At 38.9% G+C, this 19,531-nt stretch carries 21 protein-coding genes and 1 pseudogene; 12 read left to right on the plus strand and 10 right to left on the minus strand.

Features of this window, described 5'->3' with window-relative positions; genetic code table 11:
• Window positions 1–700: 700 nt before the first annotated feature.
• The 3 genes from MORIYA_RS06220 to MORIYA_RS06230 are packed head-to-tail and all read left to right on the plus strand — an operon-like array spanning window position 701 to window position 3,472.
• The gene (locus MORIYA_RS06220) at window positions 701–1,879 is read left to right on the plus strand and encodes a pyridoxal-phosphate-dependent aminotransferase family protein (protein ID WP_112713610.1); all 1,179 of its coding nucleotides are present in this window, start codon (window positions 701–703) and stop codon (window positions 1,877–1,879) included.
• A complete protein-coding gene (locus MORIYA_RS06225) occupies window positions 1,876–2,646 on the plus strand; it encodes a CDP-alcohol phosphatidyltransferase family protein (protein WP_112713612.1) in 771 nt (256 codons plus the stop codon). The genes MORIYA_RS06220 and MORIYA_RS06225 overlap by 4 nt, the downstream gene beginning before the upstream one ends.
• 52 nt (window positions 2,647–2,698) lie before the next feature.
• A complete protein-coding gene (locus MORIYA_RS06230) occupies window positions 2,699–3,472 on the plus strand; it encodes a phosphocholine cytidylyltransferase family protein (RefSeq protein ID WP_112713614.1) in 774 nt (257 codons plus the stop codon).
• Window positions 3,473–4,238: 766 nt separating this feature from the next.
• Here the strand turns inward: MORIYA_RS06230 and MORIYA_RS06245 are convergent.
• Window positions 4,239–4,697: a DUF3592 domain-containing protein gene (locus tag MORIYA_RS06245; RefSeq protein WP_162629240.1), complete on the minus strand. Its 459-nt coding sequence runs from the start codon at window positions 4,695–4,697 to the stop codon at window positions 4,239–4,241.
• Between the two features lie 414 nt (window positions 4,698–5,111).
• Here MORIYA_RS06245 and MORIYA_RS06250 point away from each other — a divergent pair, with 414 nt between their 5' ends.
• Window positions 5,112–5,528: a hypothetical protein gene (locus tag MORIYA_RS06250; protein WP_112713620.1), complete on the plus strand. Its 417-nt coding sequence runs from the start codon at window positions 5,112–5,114 to the stop codon at window positions 5,526–5,528.
• Between the two features lie 33 nt (window positions 5,529–5,561).
• Here the strand turns inward: MORIYA_RS06250 and MORIYA_RS06255 are convergent, their stop codons facing one another.
• Entirely contained in the window at window positions 5,562–6,212 is a 651-nt protein-coding gene (locus MORIYA_RS06255) for an HAD family hydrolase (protein ID WP_162629241.1), read from the minus strand.
• A gap of 32 nt (window positions 6,213–6,244) precedes the next feature.
• Entirely contained in the window at window positions 6,245–9,193 is a 2,949-nt protein-coding gene (gene torS / locus MORIYA_RS06260) for a TMAO reductase system sensor histidine kinase/response regulator TorS (RefSeq protein ID WP_112713624.1), read from the minus strand.
• Window positions 9,194–9,318: 125 nt separating this feature from the next.
• Here torS and torT point away from each other — a divergent pair, with 125 nt between their 5' ends.
• Window positions 9,319–10,332, plus strand: a complete 1,014-nt coding sequence (gene torT, locus MORIYA_RS06265) for a TMAO reductase system periplasmic protein TorT (protein ID WP_232011535.1) — start codon at window positions 9,319–9,321, stop codon at window positions 10,330–10,332.
• Window positions 10,333–10,408: 76 nt separating this feature from the next.
• Here torT and torR read toward each other — a convergent pair whose 3' ends face one another.
• Window positions 10,409–11,164 carry a two-component system response regulator TorR gene (gene torR, locus MORIYA_RS06270; RefSeq protein ID WP_162629242.1) on the minus strand — a complete coding sequence of 252 codons (756 nt, stop codon included), beginning with the start codon at window positions 11,162–11,164 and terminating at the stop codon, window positions 10,409–10,411.
• 284 nt (window positions 11,165–11,448) lie between these two features.
• Between torR and MORIYA_RS06275 the strand changes: the two genes are divergently transcribed.
• Both MORIYA_RS06275 and MORIYA_RS21750 read left to right on the plus strand, forming a co-directional pair.
• Window positions 11,449–11,754: a transposase gene (locus tag MORIYA_RS06275; protein ID WP_162629243.1), complete on the plus strand. Its 306-nt coding sequence runs from the start codon at window positions 11,449–11,451 to the stop codon at window positions 11,752–11,754.
• A 59-nt stretch (window positions 11,755–11,813) separates the two neighbouring features.
• A complete protein-coding gene (locus tag MORIYA_RS21750) occupies window positions 11,814–12,083 on the plus strand; it encodes an IS3 family transposase (RefSeq protein WP_112713630.1) in 270 nt (89 codons plus the stop codon).
• Between the two features lie 74 nt (window positions 12,084–12,157).
• Here the strand turns inward: MORIYA_RS21750 and MORIYA_RS06285 are convergent, their stop codons facing one another.
• Together MORIYA_RS06285 and MORIYA_RS06290 are read right to left on the minus strand one after the other, a co-directional pair.
• Complete coding sequence (locus MORIYA_RS06285) at window positions 12,158–12,352, minus strand: P2 family phage major capsid protein (protein ID WP_232011536.1); 195 nt, start codon at window positions 12,350–12,352, stop codon at window positions 12,158–12,160.
• Window positions 12,353–12,369: 17 nt separating this feature from the next.
• Window positions 12,370–13,296, minus strand: a complete 927-nt coding sequence (locus tag MORIYA_RS06290) for a GPO family capsid scaffolding protein (protein WP_112713632.1) — start codon at window positions 13,294–13,296, stop codon at window positions 12,370–12,372.
• A gap of 190 nt (window positions 13,297–13,486) precedes the next feature.
• On the opposite strand from MORIYA_RS06290, the gene MORIYA_RS06295 reads away from it, so the two are divergent.
• The 4 genes and pseudogenes from MORIYA_RS06295 to MORIYA_RS06310 all read left to right on the plus strand — a co-directional run bounded on the left by MORIYA_RS06295 (window position 13,487) and on the right by MORIYA_RS06310 (window position 17,101).
• Entirely contained in the window at window positions 13,487–15,292 is a 1,806-nt protein-coding gene (locus tag MORIYA_RS06295) for a terminase large subunit domain-containing protein (protein ID WP_112713634.1), read from the plus strand.
• Complete coding sequence (locus MORIYA_RS06300; protein ID WP_112713636.1) at window positions 15,292–16,332, plus strand: phage portal protein; 1,041 nt, start codon at window positions 15,292–15,294, stop codon at window positions 16,330–16,332. The genes MORIYA_RS06295 and MORIYA_RS06300 overlap by 1 nt, the downstream gene beginning before the upstream one ends.
• Window positions 16,332–16,655 carry a hypothetical protein gene (locus tag MORIYA_RS06305; RefSeq protein ID WP_112713638.1) on the plus strand — a complete coding sequence of 108 codons (324 nt, stop codon included), beginning with the start codon at window positions 16,332–16,334 and terminating at the stop codon, window positions 16,653–16,655. The genes MORIYA_RS06300 and MORIYA_RS06305 overlap by 1 nt, the downstream gene beginning before the upstream one ends.
• Window positions 16,652–17,101, plus strand: a pseudogene (locus MORIYA_RS06310) (hypothetical protein). The gene MORIYA_RS06305 and the pseudogene MORIYA_RS06310 overlap by 4 nt, the downstream one beginning before the upstream one ends.
• Window positions 17,102–17,214: 113 nt before the next feature.
• On the opposite strand, the gene MORIYA_RS06315 reads toward MORIYA_RS06310, so the two are convergent.
• Window positions 17,215–17,874, minus strand: coding sequence for a hypothetical protein (locus tag MORIYA_RS06315; RefSeq protein ID WP_232011537.1), 660 nt, complete (start codon window positions 17,872–17,874; stop codon window positions 17,215–17,217).
• A 147-nt stretch (window positions 17,875–18,021) separates the two neighbouring features.
• The gene (locus MORIYA_RS06320; RefSeq protein WP_112713640.1) at window positions 18,022–18,261 is read right to left on the minus strand and encodes a PapB/FocB family fimbrial expression transcriptional regulator; all 240 of its coding nucleotides are present in this window, start codon (window positions 18,259–18,261) and stop codon (window positions 18,022–18,024) included.
• Window positions 18,262–18,636: 375 nt separating this feature from the next.
• Here MORIYA_RS06320 and MORIYA_RS06325 point away from each other — a divergent pair, with 375 nt between their 5' ends.
• The gene (locus MORIYA_RS06325) at window positions 18,637–18,888 is read left to right on the plus strand and encodes an ogr/Delta-like zinc finger family protein (protein ID WP_112713642.1); all 252 of its coding nucleotides are present in this window, start codon (window positions 18,637–18,639) and stop codon (window positions 18,886–18,888) included.
• A 40-nt stretch (window positions 18,889–18,928) separates the two neighbouring features.
• On the opposite strand, the gene MORIYA_RS06330 is transcribed toward MORIYA_RS06325, so the two are convergent.
• Window positions 18,929–19,255 carry a type II toxin-antitoxin system RelE/ParE family toxin gene (locus MORIYA_RS06330; protein WP_112713644.1) on the minus strand — a complete coding sequence of 109 codons (327 nt, stop codon included), beginning with the start codon at window positions 19,253–19,255 and terminating at the stop codon, window positions 18,929–18,931.
• Entirely contained in the window at window positions 19,230–19,460 is a 231-nt protein-coding gene (locus tag MORIYA_RS06335) for a TA system antitoxin ParD family protein (protein ID WP_112713646.1), read from the minus strand. The genes MORIYA_RS06330 and MORIYA_RS06335 overlap by 26 nt, the downstream gene beginning before the upstream one ends.
• Window positions 19,461–19,531 lie beyond the last annotated feature (71 nt).

Genomic DNA, 19,531 nt, shown 5'->3' on the forward strand with positions numbered 1-19,531 from the left:
TATTGCAGGTTTGTCTAAAAACTAAGCAGTTATGCTGACTCAGGAGACAGCTAAGTGTTGTATATCATTGTAAGCGCCAGTCATCTTTTAAATAACTTATGGTCTCTTTCTTTGTCCTAAATGGATGAACATTTCAAAATAATTCCAATCTATCTGTATAGTTTTTGTTTTTTTTCGAGCGATATGACTAAATAACATGTGTCTTATTTATTTTCACTTGTAATCTAACTTTGTTTTACTGTTTGTATCATATTGTTATTAAATGGTTTTTTTATTTTCCCATTATCCTAATGTACCAGCGTAATTGTTATATTTTCAGAGCGTCTTTATTTTTTAATTAAATGAAAATATATCTTGATAGCAAGCCTTATCGGGAGTAGCATCCTCAACAAATTGCATCCCCAATAAATTCATAGCATCTAGTTTGCTAAAACGTAGTTTTTATTCTAAATAGACGACTAATCTAGTGATATCCCCCTTTATACATGAATTTGATAATCATCAATAAATGTTTAAGATTTCCAGTTGATAATCTTTTATTGAACATAATAGATCCTACAAAAATACGTTATTAAATAGTGAGTACTTTATATTAAATATAGTTATATTTTTTTCTTATTTTATCAGTAAAAAATAACGTGAAACTGATTGAGCGATTGTAAGAAATAGAATATTAAACATTAATAGGCGTGATTAGAAAATGAAAAAAGATTTATTATTTACACCAGGTCCTGTAAATTTAGCTGAAAATGTCAGAACTGCTATCGGTAAAAAAGATATCTGTCACCGTGAAGTGGAATTCGATCATTTACTAAGAAGTATTGAAACTAAGTTATTGCAAGTTTTCAATATTAATTCAGATAATTATCGTGCAGTGGTTATTACCGGTTCAGGGACTGCGGCCAATGAATCCATATTATCATCAGTGGTGGGAGATCAACATATTCTCATTTTATCTAATGGTGAGTTTGGTGAAAGACTGAATAATATTTCTAACATCTATAATAAAAATACTCATCATTTATCATTCCCTTGGGGAGAAAGTTTTGATTTGAAAAAAATCGAGGCTTATTTAACTCAGCACGACATCGATGTCGTGGCTATGGTTCACCATGAAACCTGTTCAGGTATGTTGAATTCACTGGAAGATATGGGCGCACTGACCAAAAAATACGATGCTACGTTTGTGGTGGATTGTGTCAGCAGTGCGGGTGCAGAAATTATTGATATGGAAAAATGCAATATTGCGTTTATTTCAAGTTCAAGTTCGAAAGCCATCGGGTCTTATCCTGGTTTATCTTTCGTGATCGGTAAAACGGCTGCGTTTGAAAAGCTCAAGGATCTTCCCGCTAAGACGATGTATCTTAATTTGTATACGTTTTATAGCTTTATTTGTAAATATTCACAAACACCCAATACCCCAGCAGTACATCTTTTTTATGCTTTAGAGCAAGCATTATCTAACATTCTGAACAAAGGAGTAGATAATTATTATGCTGATCTAAAGAATAAAGCGAATATTTTACGACAAGGTATACTTGATTTAGGACTTAAATTTTTGATTGAACAAAAAAACATGTGTTCAATATTAACCACAGTTTGTGTTCCTTTAAATATAAATGTAAGTGTCTTACGAAAAGAATTACGTGATAGATCTATAATTATTTATGAAGGCAAAGGCTGTTTTCAAGGTAAAGTCTTTCAGGTAGGCAATATTGGTGAATTATCTCTTTATGACATTGAGTATTTTTTAACTTCGTTAAAAGAAATATTGCATGATTTTGTACAGATTCGAAATAATAACTTGTCTGCTGTCAAAGAAATATACATAAATGACGAATTTATAACAGAAAATGAAATAGTTATGGTGGCATTATGAATATGAAATTCAAAAAATTATGGGCCACAAAAACCAAAGACGATGAATGGTGGTCATCTTTTGTGACATCGCCATTAGCTATTTTACTGAATTATTTTGTGGTGGATATAAAATGGCTGACACCCAATAAGATCACCTTAATCTCATTTATAACGGCAATCATAGCGTCTATACTGATCGTTATAGGTGGTATGAATAATTTTATTATTGCGGCAATTTTAATTAATTTGAGCCATATTTTTGATTGCATGGATGGGCAAATGGCGCGTTATAGAAAAACGACCTCGGCGTCGGGTTCCTATTACGATAATTTGACTGATCAAATTCAAGTGACACTTTGGTTTGGTGCGGTCGGATACGCGGCATATGCTCAATCAGGGAGCGTACTCCCAGTCTTTCTAGCATTAATTGGGATCGCGTTTTACTCATTGCGTGGTTACGCAAAATACATATATATTTACACTAACATGACGCTAAATAGTGATTATTTAAAAGAAATCGCCACAAATAAACCGATTAAAGACAATGTTGCAGGCATTGGATTTAGCATTATGAACAATTTACGATGGTTTATCGGTGAGCAAAAGAAAATTATATTATTTAATGAGGGCGTGTTTATCTTTATGTTATCGTTCTCTCTGGTTTTAAATATACTTACCCCGATGCTTTGGTTGTTCGCGATTAGTCAGGTTTTTTATGGCCTTTATCGAGGGTTGCAATACGCTTTAAAATTAGAACATTATATGACCAATGATGTAAAAAAATAAATACCATATTAAGTTTATTCCCATTCTAAAATTTGTTTAAAAAAGGTTTTTTATGACTACTAAAAATAATAACAACAAACTTAAAGCTATTATTTTAGCCGCCGGGGTTGGTTCAAGAATCAGACCGTTAACGGATAATTGCCCAAAAAGTTTGTTAAAAATAGGCGAGTACACGATATTAGAAATGATGGTTTCTAATATCGTTAAATGTGGTATTAATGAAATTGTATTTATTCTTGGCTATTTAGAGAATGATATTAAAGACTTTATGAACAAAAAATTTCCAGAGTTGAATGTTCATTTTGTTACCAATAAATTTTATGCAGAAACAAATACAGGCTATTCATTAATGCTGGCTGAAGAATTAGTAAAAGATGCCAGTTTTATTAAGTTTGATGCGGATGTGGTTTTTGATGTTGAAATACTTAAAAACCTAATTGCATCAGAACATGACACTTGCTTATGCGTCGATAAAAATATAAATCTTGATGCCGAAGAAATCAAGATCATTGTGAATGCACAGAATCACGTTATTAAAGCAAGCAAAGATGTGAATCCTGAGGATGCCATTGGCGAATCTATTGGTATTGAAAAAATAAGCAGTGCTACGGCTAAACTGTTATTTTCAGAATTGAATGTAATGATGAAAGATAAGAAAAATCATCAAGAATATTATGAAGCTGGTTATGAGCGACTTATTGATAAAAATGTGATATTTAATACATTAGATATTACTGGATTAAAATGGATCGAAATTGACACTTTGGATGATTTTGCTGCTGCAGAAAACATCTTTAAGCAAAGTGCTAACAATACCACGGCTTAATTTTTAAGTGTCAACGCAGCAGCGATAGCCGTACGCGAGCACTGAGGGGCATATGATGCGTGTCGTACACAAAGACAAGAGTGTGGAAAACCTATCCTACTTGCGTCACATGGCACTAAATATGCCTCGAGTTGAGCCAACAAAGGTTAACATCTCAGGAAAACAACGGCGTTGCTTGATGCTTGGAAAGTGTGTTGATTACTGGAAATGGCTAGTGCTAGCAAGACCATATTAAACCAGTAATGGGACACTATGGAAAAGAAAAACCAAGGATACAATCTGTAGAACCGACATTCCGCACCCCTAAATAGATATTATTACTAGTGATATAGATCGCAATCAGTAAGGTTGAGGTGATTATGTATTGAATATTAGCAAGTTTCCAGGCCATATTAATATGTTGTCTTTCTTCTGAGCTATTGATTGGGTGGTGCGTTGTTTAAATTTCATATTACATTCTTATTCACACTTAAAAATCTATCATGGTCAAAAAGCGTATCTTTCACGAACGTGTAGCCAACTCCTTCGAAAGAATTGCCAAAATCGCGTGCGGAATGTCGGATTTAAAATAATTATCGTTGAGTTGTTTTGGACAGCACCATGTCATAACCATTAAAGCAACAAGCCAAAGTGGGAATCCAAGCATCGAATAGAGGACAATATCGATAAGAATATCGAGAGTGACTTGCCCCACCTTATATGTTGCGTACATACCTGTTGTATCCCCCTTATCTAATAGCGTCTTAAACTACTCGACAATAAATATTCAAGTCTGTAGCAATATTAACAAACCGCTACAAATAAACCCCAATCCAGTGACCATCGGCGTAAAGTTCCATACTCTAATTCCAGGTATTATCACACTATCTTTAGGATTTTCAGGATTGTAGTAAACTTGAACGAGTTCGCCATTTAAGTGATACTTAAGAATGTTATCCAAAGCAGACACGGGCTTGTTTACAAAGTCAGAAAATGTTATTCGTTTCGAGTGAAACAATTGACCATCAACCTCGTATTCAAATTCAACATCAAGGTGAATGCTTTTCCAACCGGAAGAGTCAGAGTCTCCTTTACGTTCTATAATTTTAGTGCCTTTATGTAAAATATAACCTTGGGTAATATTCCAATATTGACTTTTGTTTGCTTTAAAAGCAACAAAGGCTAAAAAAACAATGATGAGTAATCCAACTGTCATTAATATATAGGGTAATTCCATGCTGTCCATTGTGTAATTCCTTTTAAGTCGATAGTTTATTCCCAAATAGCTTAGAGCACTAATGGGCGTTGTTTTACGAAAGAAAGACTGCATTGCATCAAATTTGCGACCAGTAAAACAACTAGTGTAGGCACTGTAAATAACAGTATTAAATATACCGTAAGCGTGCCAGCCATCCTTGATTATTATTACAAGGGTCAATTGTACTATATTTGTATATAATTAGTAAATGAATTGCAGCAAGAACAAGGAAATTACAACCTAACATTAACATTTTATTCAAATCAACATCTCCAATGTACATTACAATCCGTTAAGCGTATGAGATAAGTATGAACTTGTCGTCTGAACTAGCCTAAGCAATTGTAATATAAGCTATCCATTGTTATGGTCTTGGTCACTTTAGATATTCAGGAGGTTGTAATGAACGGAGCTGGCGGCAATTCAGGTGGTATTGGGCATTTCTTTACTGGTTTGATTATGATGTGTGGTGGTTTCTATTTGCTACTAAATGCCATTACAGTCACTACAAATTTCGGGCTCAGTTCTCGACTCTATAGCGTCAATGCTTTAGGCACCAATTTTGGTATTACAGGTGGTACAGTCATGCTGCCATTTATATTTGGTATTGGGTTGATCTTTTACAACTCGAGAAACATCTTAGGCTGGTTATTATCGATTGGTTCTATCACGGCGTTAATCTTTGGTGTTATATCTTCTGTTCGTTTTAGCCTACGCACGATGACATCGTATGACCTGATTGTGATTTTGGTTTTAGCTGTTGGTGGCTTAGGGCTCTTCTTGCGTTCTTTAAAAGCAATTGATGCTAAATACAGTTAAGCTCGAGGTCAACGTTTCGAGCAAGTCAGTTCATTACATACCAAGATGAAAAAGTGCGGCCTCTGGACTTTGAAAGTTATCAACTTGCTTACTATGGCGCAGCTTATTACCGACAAGTATGAAATTGTATGACAGATTTTCAGATGCCTCTTTATCCCAAACGCCATCGCCAAAATAAGTTTTGGATATAAATAGCGTATTACTACACCGAGATTCAGATACTTGCATAACCTTGGTACGTTCTATCGCATCGGAGCTAGACGCAAAAGCTAATCCTGAAATATCAAAGCCCGCCGATTGCAGCTTTATTCTGGCCGTTTCTTCCCAACCTCCAGTAGCAATTGCGACTTCAACATCAGTTCTTAATTGTAACTGTCGTAAAAAATCAATCGCACCATCCACCTCACGCGCAGGTGATACTTCAAGGTGCGCTTGAACAAGCTTGACGAATGATTCTTTAACCTCTTTGTGTATGTGATCTCGCTGGTCACTTAAATCATGTTGAGTAATAAACTCATCCAATATTCCAGCGTCCGTAATGTTCTTGTAACTAGCCCAGTCAGTATTTAACTCATGCCCTGTGACGTTCTTTATCGCTTCTGAAAAACAATCGGTGTCAAAATCACACGACTCAATAAGCGTACCATCAATATCAAACATTATTAGGTGCATTAAACTTTCCATCTCAATCTCCATAGAATCTCCATATCAATTCACTAATGACCATCACCCGCAGAAAGTTGCATCAAATAATTTTGTAATTGGCCGACAGAATTATTAATTAATAATGCCAATTGTGTTAACTGTGATGCAGATAACACTTTAGTTTTGCATGACTTTTTAAATGTCATCTCAAGTTGATGACAACGCTGGTACAACGCAGTTAAACCTAAACCGACAGCAGCGCCTTTTAATTTATGCAGTAACTTTTCTTGTTGGTCGGCATTGAGCGCAGCAAAATCACTATAATCCGACTGCGTCTGACGACAGAACAACTGCCCCAGCGCTATGATCTTATCTTTCCCCAGATATTGTAGGTCTTGATCAAGCGTGGCAGGGGTGAATAACACAGTGTCCTTACTTGCCCCTTCAACTTCCTTTCCTACCTCTGACAGCGCCTTACTCATCTCAGGAGATCCATCACCATCCTCTAGACCAACCACATTTACCATCACCTTGGAAATCGTGTTTTTCAGGCGTTTCATTTGTACTGGTTTGGCAATAAAACCATCAAAACCAGAATTGATAAACTTGGTGATATCGTCTTTAAATACATGAGCAGATACCGCGATGGTTTTTAATTGTCGCTGTTTACATTCGGCCATATCTCGCAGTTGTACCGCCAGTTCGACCCCATCAATATCTGGCAGGTTGATATCTAACAGAGCCAGATCAACATCTTGATTTGAGTACAGTGCCAGTGCAGAGGCTCCGTCGCAGGCGCTGTAGACTTGATGGCCTAACTTTTGTACCAGTGCGCAGGCGACATCACGATTGATTTGGTTATCTTCAACAATAAGGATACGAAAACGGCTGTTGGTTTCAACCACATTGGATGCGGTAGATAACTGGTCATTAATTAGCGCTTGTGGGGCCACCAGCAGTGGGATCTTAAAGTAAAAACAACTGCCCTGATTCTCAATACTGGTTAACGAAAGTGTACCTTGGATTGCTGACACCAGTCGCCGAGAAATTGCTAAACCCAATCCGGTGCCTGTTGCACAGCTTAAGTTAGCCACTTGGGTAAAAGCGTCAAATACTGCTTTCTGCTTATCATCGGCAATACCACAACCGGTATCGGTAATACTAAAACTGAGCTGCTCGTCATGTGTTGCAATAGCCAGAATAACGCTGCCTGAAGTGGTGAATTTTATGGCATTGTTGACTAAGTTGATGATGATCTGACGCAGTTTACCTAAGTCGGCAAGTACCCAAATATCAAGTTCATCGGCAAGGTTAAAGGTTAAATTCAGCCCCTTACTCTCTGCCCTCGCCCGCATCAGGTCGATAACGTTATTGCCTAAACGCTGAAGATTGACGGCACGGTTAGAGACTTCGATATGCCCCGCTTCAATTTTGGAATAATCGAGAATATCATTAAGAATATCCAGTAAGTTTTCACCCGAGGTTAGGATCGTCTGGGTATAAGTCTGTTGCTGCGTTGACAGCGGTGTATCTGATAACAGCTCTAATGTTCCTAACATGCCATTCATCGGGGTGCGAATTTCATGGCTCATATTGGCCAAAAATACGGACTTGGCGTTGTTGGCATCTTCGGCCTGTTGCTTAGCTTTGGCATGACCGACAGATTCATTATTGAGTTTTTCATTAATGAGCGTTAGCTGTTCTGTTCGTTGTTTTACCAAGCGTTCTAAATTTTCTTTATGCAGACGTAGTTCTTTTTCAGTTTCAATTTGTGCTTGTTCAAGCTTTTGTTTTTTTAATGCATTGTCGCGAAAAATATCCAGAGCCTGGGCCATTTGCTTGAACTCTTCATCATTAGAAGGCTCTACAGTGATCTCGAGATCACCTTCGGCAAGCTTTTTAATCACTTCGGTGTGTTTGGATAACTTAAATACAATACCTTGATACACAATCTTCCACATCACCCCAATAATCACGATTAATGACAAGATGGTGGCCAGTATCAAAATGTTTTGCGACCATGAAACCAACTTTTGCTGTTGCTGGCTGGCTTGCTGTGCTTGTTGAGTTTGCTTTTCTACCAACGTACGAATACCTTGGTTAAGTTCACTCAATTGCTTGGAAATATACAAGTGTAAATCATTTTGTTGTTGTTCAAGCTGTAGATAGTCGCTTTGTTGATTGATCAAGGTGGTGAAGGTATTAAGGTTTAATATAGTAGATTGAACACGTGCTAAACGATACGGATCTGTGATTGAATCTACCAGCTGACGGATGATGTGTATGAGTTCATCCTTTTGTGGTTTTAAACGGGTAAGTTGTTCTACTTGCGAGGTATTGATAATAAAGTTAGCAATTTGTCCCAGTTCTAAGCTGTATCTTTCCAATGCGGTCATTTTATCTAACAGATTAAGATCTTCATCAATGATAAGATCAAGGTTCTGATAGATAATATTGTTATCCTGTTGCTGTTCAATTAAGTCATACAGTCCGCTCAGTCGCACTAAGGCAAAGGTGTGGGCATTGGCAACTTGAGATTGTGATAATTGAAAGATATTACGTACCGCAGTTGTTACCCGAACAAATGAATCTTGGCGCTGTTGTCGTAGCTGAATTTGTAGTTTGGCATTGTCATTAAGCTGACTAATATCTTTAATAATATTGGTTTTTTGTAATACCAATTGACGGATATTACGATTATCGAGTTCAGAGATATCCAAGGCCTGGAATTTTTTGCCAATAGCCAAGTTTAGCTGAATTAATTGTGCATTTATGTTCTGACGATCAATATCACTGCTGGCATTTTTCAGTAACGTGGTGCGGTTGGTTATTTGCAGACTAATATTAGCCAATTCACTGGCGCTGGATAAGCTAGGTAGCGTTTGTTGTGCAATTTTTTCACCTGTATCAGCAATAAGACTTAAGCTATACCAAGACACAGTACTGGTTAAAACCAATAAGCTGGCAACAAAACTAAACGCGAATAACAGTTTGTTTCCTATACTTTGACGAAATCGCAATGTAAGCTCCTATTACTAAAATATCGGTCATGACTAAAAACAGTTATTACTAAAATAACGCTCATTACCAAATATAACTAATCCAGTGGTACCTGTTTATTGTGACATCTATTGAGATAATTATCGTGAAACCTTTGTTTTTATTCATTACGTTACTGTTCAACTTACCCGCTTGGGCGACAGCTAACGAGTCACAAGAAACTATTCCATCACAAACCATTCACTCACAAGACAGCGTTCGACTTTGTGCGGTTTATCCACACCTAAAAGACTCATATTGGTTAAGCATCAATTTTGGCATGACTGAACGTGCAAAACAAAGAGGTATTTCATTAAAAGTGCTGGAAGCTGGCGGTTATCAAAATAGTCAGGAGCAATGGACACAAATTGAACAATGCCTGCAATGGCAAGCCGACGCGATATTAGTCGGGGCGGTATACTATGAACAACTGAGTGCCAAACTCGCGAAACTGAATAAAACCGTGCCGTTATTTGGTTTGGTTAATGAAGTTTCCACCACGAATCTGACTGGTCGCACAGGTGTTTCTTGGTATCAAATGGGCGCAAAACTAGGTCAGTTTCTGAGTAACAAACATCCAAAAACAACCAGTGAAACTAAGTTAAAGCTGGCTTGGTTTCCCGGTCCACAAGCCGGTGGCGGCAGTGAACAAGCGACGTTGGGCCTAAAAGATGCGTTGAAAAACAGTGATGTTGAGATCGTTTCAATCAAATATGGCTTTAATAATAAAATGCGTCAGTTTTCATTGTTAAGTGAAACGCTCGCTGAATTTGCTGATCTGGACTATCTGGCTGGTAATGCCGTGATGGCAGAAATGGCCATTGGCGAATTAGTCAAATTAGAGAAAAATCAACGTCCGCAAATTTTAAGTCATTACCTCAGCCATGGTGTTTATCGTGGTATTAAGCGTGGCAAAATTCTGATGGCCAATACTGACCAAATGGTATTACAGGGGGCAATGGCCATCGATCAGGCTACTGATTATTTATTAAAGCTAGCCATTATCAAAGATCAGGGACCTGAAATATTAACACTAACCAAAGAACGGTTAGCCCAATTCCCAACTGAGCAATCGTTGTCACCCAGTTATTTCAAGCCTGTTTATTCGGTTAATCCTTAACATTTTGCTTAGAATTGTCTCTAAACAATGCTTAGAGCAGTGCTTTGTGTGAGGTTAAGAACAATTAAGACCGCTGTTAACGCCGCTCCCCTGCAAATAAATAGCCTTCGCCATGAACGGTCACTAAGTATTCAGGGTTCTTAGGATCTAACTCTATTTTGTTACGTAGTCGACGTACTAATACATCTATCGTACGATCATTGGGTGCCTCAACGCGATGGTCTATCAAGCTCAGTAATCGGTCTCGAGATAAAACCAGCTCAGGATGGGCGGTGAAGGCAACTAACATGTCGTATTCCGCTTTAGTCAGTTTTATTTGCTCGCCGTTTTGACACAGTTTTCGCTTAGCTTTGTCAAAACTCCAAGAGCCAAAATGAAATAGATCATCGTTTTTTTCATCTTTAATCGCATTTTCTAATTCATTATTGGCCTGAGTAGTCAACGAAATACGCCACAACAGGTTTTTTACTCGTACGAGTAACTCGCGTAATTCAAAAGGCTTGGTAACATAGTCATCCGCGCCCATTTCTAGACCCACAATTTTATCAATGGCATCAATACGCCCGGTAACCAGAATAATACCGATATTTGACTGACTACGCAGAGTTCGGGTGATCATCAAGCCGTCTTCATCTGGCAAGTTGATATCGAGCATAATAAGATCGATGTGATGATTGGCTAACACGATATTCATTTCTGCTTTACTCGCAGCTTCACTAACTTGGTAACCCTCATGTTGAAAATAACCAACCAATTTCGCACGAGTTATCACTTCATCTTCAACAACCAAAATATGCTTATTTTTCAAATTCAATTCCTTAACATTCTGCATTAACTAGCGAAATAACAATAACGCACTAGGTAGTCGATTCACCTGATGTATATCAATATATGAGTGCTAAATAGTGGCTGAACACCGACTAATTGCCTTTATGTTATCACAAACAGCTTTTGTACTCTCCCCTGTAAGCTTCGGTTATTTATCTTTGTCGCCATAAGCGCCATCAAGAACCAAATGGCATATAGTTATGCGATGGAATAACCTTGGTTACTATGTGGTTTAATTCTATCGGACACTTCTAAAGCATTTAAGTATAATGTTAATTAGAGATGATTATGAATACTAAATTTAAACGTCCGAAATTTACAACTGAATTCAAGCAAGGCGCAGTAAAACGCGTTACTGAGCAAGGATATACCAGGCAAGCCGCCGCAGATAGCTTAGGTATTTCATTACGTGCTATCACGCGTTGGGTTAAGGCTGAAAGTGGTTCGCAAGCCAGACCTGGAACCAAACAAGAAAGCTTAAACCTATCTGAACGTAATGAACTTGAGATGCTGCGTAAAGAAAACACTAAACTACTGATGGAGAAAGAAATCCTAAAAAAGGCCGCAATCTTCTTTGCCAAGGAAAGCGAGTAAGGTTTCAGTTTATTGCTGAGTATAAGAAGACATTTCCAATTCGAGTTACATGTAAAGCAATGGGCGTAAGCCCTAGTGCTTTTTATCACTGGCTATCAAATAGAGCGTCGCCTAAGAAAGATGTAGCGCTCGATATCAAGGCAACTGAGATATTTAATTATCACAGGAAAACGCTAGGGTATCGTAGATTAACCAATGAATTACGAAAAGAAGGTTTTGATGTTGGCTATTATAAAACATGGCGCTTAATGTCACGCTTAGGCTTGCAAGCTCGCTACCCAAAACGATTCAAGGTAAATCATTGGATGGAGTATTGCCGACAACATTAAAACAGAAATGTGTTTGCAAGCGGCCACATACGACATTGGGGTATTTATCACCGATGGAATTTGAGCAACAGATATTAAGAAAAGCTGCTTAAGAAAGTGTCCGATTTGAGTTGACCATTACAGAATTCTGCACTTTGATATACCTGGTCATACAGTGTTTGCTCAATCGTTGGCTCGACACTGAACTGTTCGGATACGGAGGCAACCCCGTAATTAACAGCTAATGCAGACACCACCGCGGCAAAAACCTGTGTTGTTTTAAGCTTCATTAATATTGTTCCTATTGCTAAAGAAGGTTGTGGTACTTGCCATTCTCACCAAGGTGTTCTTCTTCACCTTCAGTGGTCGTTGATGCCGGATCTTTGATTGCATCGCTCACGGTTTTAGTCAGCGCTGCAATTTGGTCAACCAAACCATCAACCTTGCCATCGAGCGCCGAAAAATCAGCTGTTGGTTTATCCGTACTCGCGTCTGCCTGGGTACCCGTATTCACATCATCAACCGGAGCTGGCGTTGTACTTTGCTTAGCAAGAAGATCTTGTGTTGCTTGAGTATTGGCTTCTAGCACCTGGCTAAATTTCAGCAATGGTGCACCGAGCGCGTCGGTCATTGCGGCGGCAAATTCTTCGCGTTTCATGTCGTCATCATCCTTATTAAAATTAAAGAGTTTTTTAAACAGGCTCTTGGTGGGTTGGGCCGCTTCTTCTAACGCTAACGACACCTGTAATAGGTCAGTATCTGAGGGTGCTTGATTGGCGTTATTTTTGTCTTGCTGACTAAAATGAATGCGGTCGGTGTAGGTACTTGCGGGATAATCAGTTACGGCAAGCCCGATTAAATAGGTTTGTCCTGACTTCATAAAATCACGGTCAATTTCAATACTGAAATACACGGCCTGGTCGGCTTGATTTAGTAGCACAAATGACGCGTTTGGAGAAAGAATGGCGTATAACACTTTTATACCGTCTTCATTTTTACCCGTGCTTAATCCGATCACATCACCGAGCATGCCGCCATTGAGTTCTACGCCATGTAAATTCTTTGCCGCCCAGCCCGACCAATTAAATTCGTGGTCTAAATTGATGCGAGCACCGTACTTTTTATAGTTGTAAGTGGTGACAATATCGTCGATATCTTTTTCTGATATTTCGCGACCATCTACCGTTAACCCCATGGCAGCAATGGCAAGTGGAATTGTGCGTAATTGAGCCATGTTGTTTCCTGTTTAATGTCAAAGTTGAACTAAGTGAAATCAATTTTGCCCGCAGAACAGGCCTTAATCCATCACATTAAATCCGCGTTATTCCGATCTTGGCGAAAGCGGAATAACGCGGAAATCTTCTTAAAGAATTACGTGATTTAGGGTTATAAACTTGGCGCTTGTTCTTACCAACAGGCCAGTTATGAAACCGAGGACTCCCCGATATACACCCAAAATCATTAAAACGGCGCGTGACCATTATGTTTTTGGTGGACTGACGTTTGATGAAATCTCAGAAATTGAAGGTATGCCGAGTGCCCGCTCTTTACGACGTTGGGCGGATGATGGCAGCTGGAATGAACTGTGCCCGTCACTTAATGCCGAGACAGCGATTGCACGACGTATTGTGTTATTGGCTGATCGCGACAATAAAGATGATGCGGATTATAAAGAACTGGATTTTCTGACTAAACAGCAATGTGCATTAAATCAGTCTCGCTTGCCCAGTGCCGGCATTACTAAAAAATACGGGAATACACCTGCAGCTGCTGCGGCTCAACATGAACAAACCAGTGAGCGAACCAGTAAAAGTAAGAAGCGTCAGAAGAAGATTAAGAATGATGTGTCGAGTATCACCAAAGAAATGCTGGATGAGCTCAAAGACAACCTGCTCTACCCGCACCAGTTACACTGGTTTGAACATCAAGATTATCGTAGCCGTTTTATTTTAAAGCCGCGTCAAATCGGCGCGACCTTCTATTTTGCGTTTGAAGCGTTTTATGATGCTGTGGTAAATGGCCGTAATAAGATCTTCATTTCAGCATCACGGGACCAGGCAGAGATATTCAAAGCCAATATCATTGCCTTATGTCGTGAACAGTTTGGTATTGAGCTAAGCGGCTCACCTCTGATGTTGCGCAATAAAGGCAAGACCACAACACTGTATTTCAAATCGACCAATGCCCGGACGGCGCAGTCTGCATCTGGTGATTTGTATATTGATGAAGTGTTTTGGATCCCGAAGTTTAAAGAGTTACGCAGTCTTGCCCAGGCAATGGCGACCCATAAAGATTTTCGTATTACCTATTTCAGTACCCCATCGGTGACCAGCCATGAAGCGTATGATTTGTGGAATGGTCGCTGGTACCGCAAAACCAAAGCCTGTAATGACCCCGAGTTTGCCATTGATGTTAGCCATAAGACCTTAAAGCATGGCTTGCTTTGCGATGATGGTATCTGGCGTCAAAAGCTCAATGTTTATGACGTGGTGGAACAAGGCTTTGACCGCATTGATATCAGCATGCTGGAGAATGAATACTCTAAAGAAGAGTTTGATAATCTCTTTATGTGCAAGTTTATTGATGATGCCCACAGTGCGTTTAGCCTTAAACAGCTGATGGCCTGCGTCGGTAATAGCAAAAAATGGACCGACTTTGACCCTACTTGGTCACGCCCTTATGCCATGAAGCCAGTTGTTATTGGCTTTGACCCAGCGCGAACGCGAGACATTGCATCGGTAGTGGTCTTGAGTTTACCGCTTGGCCCCGATGATAAATTTCGTTTGTTGGAATCACTGAATTTAAGTGGTAACGACTTTGAAACCATGGCCAGTGAAATTAAAGAACTCACCCTTAAATACCATGTTGTGCATATCGGTGTTGATACTACCGGCATGGGCTTAGGTGTTTTTGAACTCATACAAAAATTCTTCCCGCTGGCAATGCCGATTCATTACAACCCGCACAACAAAAACAAGATGGTGATTAAGTCGCTTAATGTCATTGGCAAAAAACGTTTTGAATACGATGAAAATTCAGTGATGGTTGCCAGCAGCTTCATTAATATTCGCAAAAAGGTAGTTGGTGACCAAATCAGCTATGCAACCAACCGCACCGCAGCCACAGGCCATGCTGATATAGCTTGGGCAATCATGCATGCCATGATCTACGAACCATTATCTGGTGACAGCTCGAGCACCAGAACATCAATAGGATTAGATGCCGCATAATGAATTCAACTAAAAGTACGACCACTGAACCGGTTAAAAACAAATCTATCGACACCTTTAGCTTTGGTGACCCTGAGCCGTGTTTAGATAATCGCATGACCGAATACATCGGGCTTTACGCTGACATGGACGGGCTATATTCACCGCCCGTGAGTTTAGCCGGCTTGATTAAATTGCTACGAGTAAATGCCCAACATGGCCCTATTTTATATTTTAAACGCAATATGATTTTGAAATGGTTTAAGCCTAATGCGCTATTAACGCGGCGAACGTTTAAGAAGTTTGCGTTTGATTATTGTTGGGCGGCGAATTCGTACCTGCAGGTAATTAAAAATACCTTTGGTAATGTGATTAAGTTAAGGCATTTACCTGCGCTATCGATGCGCTATACATCTACACCGGGTGTTTATGCGCAACGCTTAAGTAATGGCAACGTGCTGCGTTTTAAAAAAGGCGAAGTTATCCACCTGAAAGAATACGATCCGAACCAGGGTATCTACGGTATCCCCCAATATTATGGCGGTATTCAATCTGCGCTTTTAAATGAAGATGCCACCCTGTTCCGCCGTAAATATTACAAGAACGGTGCACATATGGGGTTTATCTTCTCGATGGCAGATCCCAATTTATCGACCGAAGATGAAGATGATTTGAAAGCAGCAATCAAAGATTCTCGCGGTGTGGGTAACTTCCGCAGTTTATTTATTAATAACCGCAGTGGTAAGGCTGATGCGGAAAAGGCGATCAAGATTATTCCGGTGGGTGATATTTCTACCAAAGATGAATTTGAACGGATTAAGAAGATCACGCTAAATGATATGCTGAGTATGCATCGCGCCCAGGAAGCATTAAGCGGGCAAACGTCTGGTGACAGTCCGGGCTTTGGTGACTTGGATAAAATTACCCGCGCTTATTACAACAATGAAGTGGTGCCAATGCAGCAAGACATGATGGAGATTAACGAGTATTTACCCGCGGCACTGCATATTGAATTTTCAGTGCCGGTGTATTCAGACTTAAACCCGAGGAGTGAAGACTGATGGAAGAACTGATTATTTTTATTCGTCAGTGGGGGCAGCTGTGTTTGTTGTCGTTACTGGCCGCCGCTACGCAAATGTATATGTCTGGTACCCGTATTACTTTTTTTCATTATTTCATGTCAGTGCTGATGGCTATTTTGTCTGCGTACATAGCGGAAAGATTTTGTATTTGGCTGGGCCTGAATGATGGTTTGAAAACAGGGATTATTGGGATTGCGGCGTATGTGGCACCGCATTTTTTAACCGGGTTGAATGCACTGGCGAAAACAGTATCAAAAGACCCAAAACACTTTTTAGATATTTTATTGAGGAATAAATCATGAGTTGGATCACTTCGTTGTTTAGTTTTATTTCGGCACCGATTGCAGATTTATCGGGTAGCTATCGAGAACGTAAACGTATTGCGGCAGAAATGGCAGCGTCGATTGCGACTGCAGAAGGTAACCTTAAATTGGCAAAGCTAGACGCAGAAGCTAAACGGCTAGCTAACCAGGAAGGTAACGACACTGATTATGATCTGCAGGTGTTGAAGAACCGGCGCGAATCGATAATGGATGAAATTATTATTACGGTGTTTTTGGGATTATTCATTGCCCATTTTGTGCCACAGCTGCAGCCGTATATGGCTGATGGTTGGCAGGCGATGGGTTATAAAGGCGCGCCCTAGTATTTTGAATTTGTGATTGTGGGTATTGCTGTTTCTACTTTGGGGTTGATGCGCTTATTTCGGGCGTTCTGGGGGAGTAAAAATACTAAACGGGGGGCTTAGCCCCTTAGTAAACATATCAGACAACGGAGGACTTAACATTATTCGAACCTTACGTAGAGTTAAGTAAATCAAAGCTAAGTTAATGTTTAGGTCTCCGTAAATTAATAATTATTTCAATAATACCAATTTACTTTTTTGCTTATCTTACGTTGAAACTTGGCTTCTAGTTTTTCCGCATCCCGAATATTTGTTTTGTCCGTTAAGCTCATCAGAGCAAGTTTTGCGGATATAATGGCAATAATCAACAAGAAAGACCAAATCACACCATTGAAAATAGAATCATTAATAGTAAAAAATTCATCCATATTAAAATTTTTCAAAACATACAAACCAGCAGTGCCTGCAATTGTTCCAAATATCCCGTACAAAATAATGTTTCTCGAAGGCCTTAAGACTCGTTCTAATTTTCTACGGTTACCACATTTAAACTTTGTTTCAAATTCTAATATTTGATTATTAGAAACCAAGTAACGTTTAGATTTACTGTAAAGATCAAGTGTTTCCGTTGGATTAGGGAGTGCGAGAAGCAGGGTTATTGTTTCGTAATCTAATTTTAAATTAAAGTTACTCTGAAACATTTGCTCGATAACCAAGCGATGGCTCAAATTCGATGTATCACCGTAAGATTTAAACACCAAGTCTAGAGCTTGCGTTCTAAGTACACTCTTTGACATTATTATGCTATGAGCAAACTTAAATGGCGGTATACATGCTAATACAAAAGCAAGCACTCCGGCTAATAAAGGGTAGTTACTTAAAAATTCGTTTAACAATGAAATATCCTTTTAACAGCGAGCAACGTAATAAATAATCGTTGACTAGAAAGTCAAAGATAAAAAATTAAATTTATGTAATCAATATCTTAAACTATTCTCAAGCTCTATTCATTAACGACTTATTATAAATCAGATATTAAGCATTTAGTTCCAATCCAACTCTTTAACTTTTTCTACAATACCAGCAACGCCATTCAACCGCTTCAACGCTCGGTTAAAATTCTGCTGTGATACATTATTCAACATTGCGGCATCATTTTCTGTTAGGCCTTTGCTCAGATGGTCAACCAATGCACTTTTAATATTTTCACTGCCAATTTTGGTTAGCTGTAAAAGCAGATTGATTCGTTCTTCTGGCTCTAAACCTTTCGTTAAAAACTTCATAAAATTAACATCACTTAACTGATTCGAACGAATTGACGTTTATCGCTTAGACAAACCTGAGTGGTCTGTCATTCTGTGACAAAACCTGTCACAACTTTGACATTAGCGATCCTTAAATGATCGTTGAGATCCTTTCTAGATAAGGCTTGAGCTATATCAGCGTGTCCATCGTTATGTCAAAAACGTAAAAAAATTGCGAAAACGCGGTAGGCAAAGAGGAGTGAATTTATCGTGGGTACGCCCGCATGATTAAATGTTTCCCCCCCACCCGTCAGTAATAGCTATATATTATAACTAACACGTCATACAACTGTATAAAAAAACAGTTAAACATCGTATAATTTACAGGTCAGTATTTGAATTAAGTGGATGTTTATGCGAGTAGTTTGCCCAGAGTGCGGCGTTAAAAGCCGAATCCAAAAAACGAATAGAATTTCGAATAGCTATACAGATTTGTATTGCAGTTGTAATAGTGCCGAGTGTGGTCACTCGTTTGTAATGAATCTAAGTTTTAGCCATACGCTGAGCCCATCAGCGAAAAGTTCAAGTCAGTTAGCCTTTGAGTTGTTGAGAACCCTAGCTCCTACCCAACAGCAAGAACTTAAGCAGCAGCTTTCAATGTTATAGAAAACAAAATGCCCTCATCGTTGAGGGCATTTTTATAGAGCTAAGGTTTGATTAATTTAAGATCAACCTTTCGTTGCCCACTAATTTTTTTATAGAAGTTTTCATGAGAACCAAACTGAAGTAGATAAATTTCAATTTTGTCTTCGAGCCAAGAATACCCTAAGAGTACCAACTGATTACCCATTTTAAATTTATGAACTCGCAGATGAGAAAGGTCCCCTTTTTTTTGTTCCCCGAGTTCTGGATCATCAATAATTTTCTCTATTTCATCTTCAACGATTTTAAGTTGAGGCTCCGAAAGTTTTGCTAAAGCCTTCTCAAACCGTCTTGATTCATATACATCAATTTCGCTTTGTTCTTCTAACATAACGTTTTGTTAATCCTTGTTTGACTTCTTCGGTCGCTAGCAAAGATTCACGTACAAACTCATAAGGTAAATCAGGATTATCCATCATCATTTGCCCTATTTTTGCCCAGTACTCTATTTGTTTCGGTAAAGAGCGATTTTCAGCTTCTGCATGAACTCTAGCATGAGTGACAAAAACATCATCGAGTCTTACACTAATAGCCATAGTATTTACCTTCGTTGGTCATTTGATTTTAATTTTAGTTTGGCTTATTTGCCTGTAATTTGTCTTTAATG

This window comes from Moritella yayanosii (genome assembly GCF_900465055.1).
Classification (GTDB): domain Bacteria; phylum Pseudomonadota; class Gammaproteobacteria; order Enterobacterales; family Moritellaceae; genus Moritella; species Moritella yayanosii.

Bases quoted from the DNA above. Each gene is read 5' to 3' on its own strand.
- MORIYA_RS06220 (WP_112713610.1), top strand. From the start codon at position 701: ATGAAAAAAGATTTATTATTTACACCAGGTCCTGTAAATTTAGCTGAA.
- MORIYA_RS06225 (WP_112713612.1), top strand. From the start codon at position 1,876: ATGAATATGAAATTCAAAAAATTATGGGCCACAAAAACCAAAGACGAT.
- MORIYA_RS06230 (WP_112713614.1), top strand. From the start codon at position 2,699: ATGACTACTAAAAATAATAACAACAAACTTAAAGCTATTATTTTAGCC.
- MORIYA_RS06245 (WP_162629240.1), bottom strand. From the start codon at position 4,697: ATGGACAGCATGGAATTACCCTATATATTAATGACAGTTGGATTACTC.
- MORIYA_RS06250 (WP_112713620.1), top strand. From the start codon at position 5,112: ATGAACGGAGCTGGCGGCAATTCAGGTGGTATTGGGCATTTCTTTACT.
- MORIYA_RS06255 (WP_162629241.1), bottom strand. From the start codon at position 6,212: ATGGAAAGTTTAATGCACCTAATAATGTTTGATATTGATGGTACGCTT.
- torR (WP_162629242.1), bottom strand. From the start codon at position 11,164: ATGCAGAATGTTAAGGAATTGAATTTGAAAAATAAGCATATTTTGGTT.
- MORIYA_RS06275 (WP_162629243.1), top strand. From the start codon at position 11,449: ATGAATACTAAATTTAAACGTCCGAAATTTACAACTGAATTCAAGCAA.
- MORIYA_RS21750 (WP_112713630.1), top strand. From the start codon at position 11,814: ATGGGCGTAAGCCCTAGTGCTTTTTATCACTGGCTATCAAATAGAGCG.
- MORIYA_RS06285 (WP_232011536.1), bottom strand. From the start codon at position 12,352: ATGAAGCTTAAAACAACACAGGTTTTTGCCGCGGTGGTGTCTGCATTA.
- MORIYA_RS06290 (WP_112713632.1), bottom strand. From the start codon at position 13,296: ATGGCTCAATTACGCACAATTCCACTTGCCATTGCTGCCATGGGGTTA.
- MORIYA_RS06295 (WP_112713634.1), top strand. From the start codon at position 13,487: ATGAAACCGAGGACTCCCCGATATACACCCAAAATCATTAAAACGGCG.
- MORIYA_RS06300 (WP_112713636.1), top strand. From the start codon at position 15,292: ATGAATTCAACTAAAAGTACGACCACTGAACCGGTTAAAAACAAATCT.
- MORIYA_RS06305 (WP_112713638.1), top strand. From the start codon at position 16,332: ATGGAAGAACTGATTATTTTTATTCGTCAGTGGGGGCAGCTGTGTTTG.
- MORIYA_RS06320 (WP_112713640.1), bottom strand. From the start codon at position 18,261: ATGAAGTTTTTAACGAAAGGTTTAGAGCCAGAAGAACGAATCAATCTG.
- MORIYA_RS06325 (WP_112713642.1), top strand. From the start codon at position 18,637: ATGCGAGTAGTTTGCCCAGAGTGCGGCGTTAAAAGCCGAATCCAAAAA.
- MORIYA_RS06330 (WP_112713644.1), bottom strand. From the start codon at position 19,255: ATGTTAGAAGAACAAAGCGAAATTGATGTATATGAATCAAGACGGTTT.
- MORIYA_RS06335 (WP_112713646.1), bottom strand. From the start codon at position 19,460: ATGGCTATTAGTGTAAGACTCGATGATGTTTTTGTCACTCATGCTAGA.